6 protein-coding genes and 1 pseudogene are annotated in these 5,371 nt (G+C 33.6%); 4 read left to right on the forward strand and 3 right to left on the reverse strand.

The window, feature by feature from the left end; all coding sequences use genetic code 11:
- Positions 1-413 precede the first annotated feature (413 nt).
- From ytaF to ACQKMD_RS21610, 4 genes are all read left to right on the forward strand, one after another.
- Positions 414-1,046: a sporulation membrane protein YtaF gene (gene ytaF, locus ACQKMD_RS21595; RefSeq protein WP_427754601.1), complete on the forward strand. Its 633-nt coding sequence runs from the start codon at positions 414-416 to the stop codon at positions 1,044-1,046.
- 107 nt (positions 1,047-1,153) lie between these two features.
- The gene (locus ACQKMD_RS21600) at positions 1,154-1,795 is read left to right on the forward strand and encodes a DUF1232 domain-containing protein (RefSeq protein WP_427754603.1); all 642 of its coding nucleotides are present in this window, start codon (positions 1,154-1,156) and stop codon (positions 1,793-1,795) included.
- A gap of 29 nt (positions 1,796-1,824) precedes the next feature.
- The gene (locus tag ACQKMD_RS21605; protein ID WP_427754605.1) at positions 1,825-2,790 is read left to right on the forward strand and encodes an LCP family protein; all 966 of its coding nucleotides are present in this window, start codon (positions 1,825-1,827) and stop codon (positions 2,788-2,790) included.
- 11 nt (positions 2,791-2,801) lie between these two features.
- Entirely contained in the window at positions 2,802-3,380 is a 579-nt protein-coding gene (locus ACQKMD_RS21610) for a phosphatase PAP2 family protein (protein WP_427754607.1), read from the forward strand.
- Between the two features lie 362 nt (positions 3,381-3,742).
- On the opposite strand, the pseudogene ACQKMD_RS21615 reads toward ACQKMD_RS21610, so the two are convergent.
- The 3 genes and pseudogenes from ACQKMD_RS21615 to ACQKMD_RS21625 form a co-directional block, all read right to left on the reverse strand.
- Positions 3,743-3,997: pseudogene (locus tag ACQKMD_RS21615) on the reverse strand (colicin immunity domain-containing protein); the annotation flags it as partial.
- A gap of 132 nt (positions 3,998-4,129) precedes the next feature.
- On the reverse strand, positions 4,130-4,435 hold the full coding sequence (locus ACQKMD_RS21620; protein ID WP_427754608.1) for a hypothetical protein: 306 nt from the start codon (positions 4,433-4,435) through the stop codon (positions 4,130-4,132).
- Between the two features lie 305 nt (positions 4,436-4,740).
- Positions 4,741-5,223 (reverse strand): hypothetical protein, encoded by a 483-nt coding sequence (locus ACQKMD_RS21625; protein ID WP_427754610.1) that lies wholly within the window; start codon positions 5,221-5,223, stop codon positions 4,741-4,743.
- Positions 5,224-5,371: the final 148 nt, after the last annotated feature.

Here is a 5,371-nt window from a genome sequence, read left to right on the forward strand (position 1 = left end):
TCCATAAAACGCAAACTGTCGTTATCGCACACGTATAATTGTAAATAAAAACCAAATGAATGGGGCCACCTTTATTGAAATGTTTCCTTTTTTGGATCTAAACCCCAAGTATTAATAGACAGAATTTTCTGTCTTTATTTATGCAACACTAGTGAAAGTGTACTAAAAAAAGGAATCAGATTTAACTGTTCCCTTTTTTAGGTTTATTTTTTTTACACATTTTAGAATAGCTAATTCGCACCCTTTCACCCCTGAGGCATTACTGTCTGCTTCATCTTTCGCGAAAAAACATCTACAGTAAAAAATATGCTTTCTTAAAAAGAGCGTTGTTTTTTTGTCAACATTTTTCAAATAAACAAGCACCGTTTGTCAACACGAATAATAGGATATAAAAAAACAAGGGGTGTTGAACAGTGACTTGGTTAATCATTTTAGCTTTTGCTTTTTCATCAAGTATTGATAATTTAGGTGTAGGAATTTCTTATGGGATAAGAAAGATAACTGTCAGATTTGACAAAAATTTATTAATTGCGTTCATTTGTTTTCTTATGAGTATGGGAGGAATTACATTTGGGGTTTGGCTCTCGACCATTCTTCCAGGAATGCTCCCTGTGATTTTTGGAGCATTTTTATTATTTGTTATCGGTATTCGGATAATTCTTTTGGCTAAACCAATAAAAAAAGAGAATTCAAAAGTGGATAGTAAGAATGACATTAAGTCCAAAGGTGTTCAAGGTATTTTAAGAAATCCTGAGATAGCTGATCTTAATAAATCTGGAGAAATTAGTTGGGGAGAATCTGCACTTTTAGGCGTTGCATTATCGGCGAATGCACTTACGAATGGGCTAGGAGCAGGTTTACTTGGCCTTTCACCGATTGCAATTTCGATAACTGCTGCCATAGGTAGTTTGATCAGTGTTTGGGCAGGGGTCAAGATAGGAAGTAAAGTAGCAGATGTTCGAATCGGTTCATTTACCGTAGGACAATTTGGAGCAATTATTAGTGGTGTAATTATTTTAATACTTGCTATTACAGCATTCTTTTAATAATTTGTTGACAATTTGTCAACATAACTATATACTTTTTGAGAATATATAATTTCACATTAGGCAATTTTAGTTCAAGTTCGTAACTTAAGAAGGGAGAATGGGAAATGGCTGAAAAGAGAAACGGTACTACTCTTGGTTTATTGCTGAGAGAATTATTAAAAGAACGTTCATTGTCTATGCGGAAGTTTAGTGAACTCACCGGAATCGATACAGCTACCATTTCACGGATAATAAACGATAAACGAAAAGCAACACCACAACATTTAGAAAATTTTTCTACCTGCCTTGGAGTTCCTTTAATCAATCTTTTTGAAGCTGCAGGATACCCCATTAAACAGAGGCAGGATAAGTCTCATGATATCCATACATCTGTTGATGCAATTCAAGCTTTTCTTGAGTCTTCTAATGTTTATGATAAACAATTTTCGATGGCAGATGTTGAAGAGAAATTAGAAAACTATGGACTATATGCACAAACAGAAGAGGGTAAAAATACGATTCTTGAAGGTTTTGATAAAAAAATTCAGAATGTCGGAAGCATAGGCCCATTTATAAGCAAATTAAAAGAGTTATATGAGAAATTCACATTGGGGAAGGGTACATTATTTGAACTAACCTTAATTGGAAGTACATTATTATATTTTATTATTCCCGTCGATGTTATTCCGGATTATCTATTTCCTATTGGTTATTTAGACGATGCAATAGCTGTACAACTTACTACAAATGCATTACTAAAGAAATAACTTACAATAAAATGACAGGTGGATTTATTATGAAAATAAGTAAAACGAGCCGTAAATGGCTAAGAAATTTGTTCTTAGCATTCGCATTAGTGATAGTAGCAGGGATCATCTATTGGGTTTATCAGTACAATAGCGGATTGTCTATGGCAGACGACGGTCTCTATAAAGATGACGAAACGACGTTTGAGCCATTCGAAGGTGCGGATCTGCAATTTGGTGAGATTAATGTGCTATTAATAGGGAGTGACGCTAGAGACGACGAAGGTAGAGCTGATGCTTTAATAATCGCACACTATAATCAAACGACGAATGATATAAAAACTGTTTCTATTATGAGAGATACGTATGTCGACATCCCAGATTACGGAAAAAATAAAATAAATGCTGCTTTTGCTTTTGGAGGCCCTGAACTTGTAAGGAAAACAATTAAGCAAAATTTTGATATTGATGTTAATTACTACGCTGTCGTTGATTTTGAAGGATTCCCTAAAATTATTGATCTTTTAGCGCCCGATGGGATTGAGGTTGATATTCCTTACAAAATGGAGTATGGAATTGGCATGACATTACTTCCAGGAGAACAAACTTTACATGGTGACCAGTTATTAGGATATGTGCGATTCCGCCACGATCGTCTAAGTGATTTTGGGCGAGTGGAACGCCAGCAAGAAGTTTTATCTAAGGTTAAAGAAGAAGCTATCAGTCTTCAAAGCTTAGTGAATTTACCAAAAATACTTGGTGTTGCAGATCCATACATTGATACAAATGTTGACAATAAAACAATCCTTGCAATTGGAAAAGGTTTATTAGTTGGGAAATCTAAAGGTATGGATACTTTACGAATTCCTATTGCAAGTTCTTTTGAAAACAAACGTGTAAACGTGGGTGCAATCTTGGATATTGATTTAGAAAAGAACAAACGTGCATTAGAAGAGTTTTTATCATCCGAGAACAATGAAAAAAAAATCACTAAATCAGACAAAGTTTCACCTTAGGAGACAACAACATGAATATAGACTATCAACTTTTCAAACTGATTAACCAGTTTGCAGGACAATACTCAATTTTAGATCAACTTGTTCTTTTATTTTCGAAATATGGCCCCATTCTGTTTGGAATGGTCTTTATATGGCTATGGTTTTCAAAATCCAAAAATCAGCATGAAAATCGGAAAATCGTATTATATGCGTTAACGATTGTCATTCTTACAATTGGTATAGATAAGATTATTGAAATGGCGTATTTTCGACCGCGTCCATATGTCAACCATGCCGTAACATTGTTATTTGAAAAATCAAACTTAGATCCTTCATTTCCAAGTAATCATGCTGCAGGCTCATTCGCCTTGGCTTTCGCCCTTTTCTGGAAACGAAGAAAAGTAGGAAGTGTACTTATAATTATGGCCTTTTTCATGGCCCTTTCAAGAATTTTTATCGGCGTGCATTATCCTCTAGATGTGTTGGCTGGTGCAATCATCGGATTAGGTGTAACCTACATTGTTATGTCACTAAGCCGTCTGCTTGAATCCCCATTCAATCAGGTCATTCATATCTTCAGTAAGTTAAGTTCGAAAACAATTAGATAGATCGTTTTTCACCTAGTAACCTATGATTCTGCTTTAGTAGTCGGCCTGGATTGTGCGTAAGTTCTTTCGAAACCTGTTTACAGGCAATCTGTACAACAATTCATTTTTATAGCTATCTCCTTGTAAAGCAGCTATTTTTGATTAAAATAAAATTTGGGCAAAAAAACTACACCTTCAATTGTTAGTTGTGTCTAACTTTTTGGGTTCACTTCAAATTGGAAATGAAGTTTTATAATATTACCCACAAAAAGAAGCACCGAAATGAACTGTGCTTCTTTTTGTTGTGCTCTTTTCAAACTGGTTAATAGCTGTCTGAACAGCTCTAAGATCTTCTACTAAAGCCTCCGTTAGTTGAATACAATTTAAAGATTATTCGATAAACTATTTATTTTAACCAACGCTTCACTTACTTCTTTTCTCAGTTGTTGTTCAGATATTTCAAAAGCAGTTTCTTGTCCAGGAAGACATTCGTGCCAATAACAATCAACGGCTTCAAAGACTCCGTTTAAGATTTCGAAAAACGTATCTATTCTTTCTGTCTCATTTTTAAATGTATTTAGATAGTCACGTTCAAAATCCTCAACAGGAATTACTTCATTAACAAAATCCTCAATTAACTTTTTATATTTTTAAAAAAAACATTGCTTCACCTCTTTTATGGGTTTTCATTCTATGCATTCTAACGATATTGCACTCATTAGTTAATGTTAGGAAACGAATAGTACATTGCACAACTTCTCTATAAGATATTACTCAACTAACTCTACAGTAAGAGTAGTAATACCAATTGGTGCTGTTTCTCGTATTGTACCATCGTAACCTACTTTTACCTTATCACCAACCTGAAATGTTTCGTCAGGATTCTTTGCAAGATTTACAGCAATTATTCCATAAACTGCATTCTCTTCATCTTCAGATACATAAACTACGGCACTCTGTCCATTAATCTCTTCAATCACTCCTGTAAAAGTAGCTTTTACTTCACTCTCCGACCATACAAATAATAAACCGCCGCATAGTAGAAATGTAAATATCAAAAGAAATTTCTTTTTCAAAATAAAGTCATCCTTTAAAATAAAATTTATTTCTTTACTGATTAATTCTAGAAATAGAATAAAAAATCTTTCGTACATTAATATATATTCATTTTTATCTGTTTCTTCAACTAACCTGCACCGTTAGTTGAATAATCTGATAACACTCTAACTTGGTGACGCTGAAGTTAAAAACCACATAGCTAATAAAATCAACATTATTACTGCTATACCTATAATTAAACGTTTCATATTAAATCCCCCTAACATATCCTTCTTCTACTAAACTTGCCCCATTAGTTCAATAAAGTTTATATTCGTCTCCTTTATTGATTTTTTATTACTTGGTCTAGATAGTTTAAAAAAGTTTTATATTTAGACTCTCCATTAAGATATTGTATAGCTTCATAAATCGGGCATATCACTTTGTTTAATTTTTTTGAGTAAAGAACACTTTCGCTTTCTACACTCACCATATAGTTATCTAAATGAATCGTATTTTCTTGGATAGATTTAAACTCAAACCAATTATATTGCCCGTTTGTATGGTTTTTAATGACTTCTCCTAGATAGACTCCGATTCTTACGGGAAAATTATCTGGATGTTCTTTTAAAAGCTGCTGGCCAAAGTCTGTATGCATTAACCTATCAGCATACTCATCAACCAAGCGAACACTTTCTATTGAAAAATTCAAATTATCTTTTGTAAGGTTTTCTTGGTCCCATTTTTCAGATGATACATCTTTATATAACAATTCCGCCATAAACTTTATGTCATTTTTAATTAATTTTTGCTTTTTAAAAAACATCTATCTCTCCTCTTTCTACAAACTGTTTAGTATACAGCTTATTCAGCTAACCTACCCCGTTAGCCATCCATGCAGTACAAAATAGTCCTGCACCACAGAGAATGAAAATGGTTAGTGGAGTCAATACTAATAGTCTACCGAAAACAAT

Origin of the sequence: Viridibacillus sp. NPDC096237 (assembly GCF_050278625.1) — a bacterium.
In the GTDB taxonomy this organism is placed as follows: Bacteria; Bacillota; Bacilli; order Bacillales_A; family Planococcaceae; genus Viridibacillus.

Excerpts from the sequence above, each read along its gene's own strand:
- ACQKMD_RS21625 (WP_427754610.1), bottom strand. The coding sequence starts at position 5,223 with ATGTTTTTTAAAAAGCAAAAATTAATTAAAAATGACATAAAGTTTATG.
- ACQKMD_RS21610 (WP_427754607.1), top strand. The coding sequence starts at position 2,802 with ATGAATATAGACTATCAACTTTTCAAACTGATTAACCAGTTTGCAGGA.
- ACQKMD_RS21600 (WP_427754603.1), top strand. The coding sequence starts at position 1,154 with ATGGCTGAAAAGAGAAACGGTACTACTCTTGGTTTATTGCTGAGAGAA.
- ACQKMD_RS21605 (WP_427754605.1), top strand. The coding sequence starts at position 1,825 with ATGAAAATAAGTAAAACGAGCCGTAAATGGCTAAGAAATTTGTTCTTA.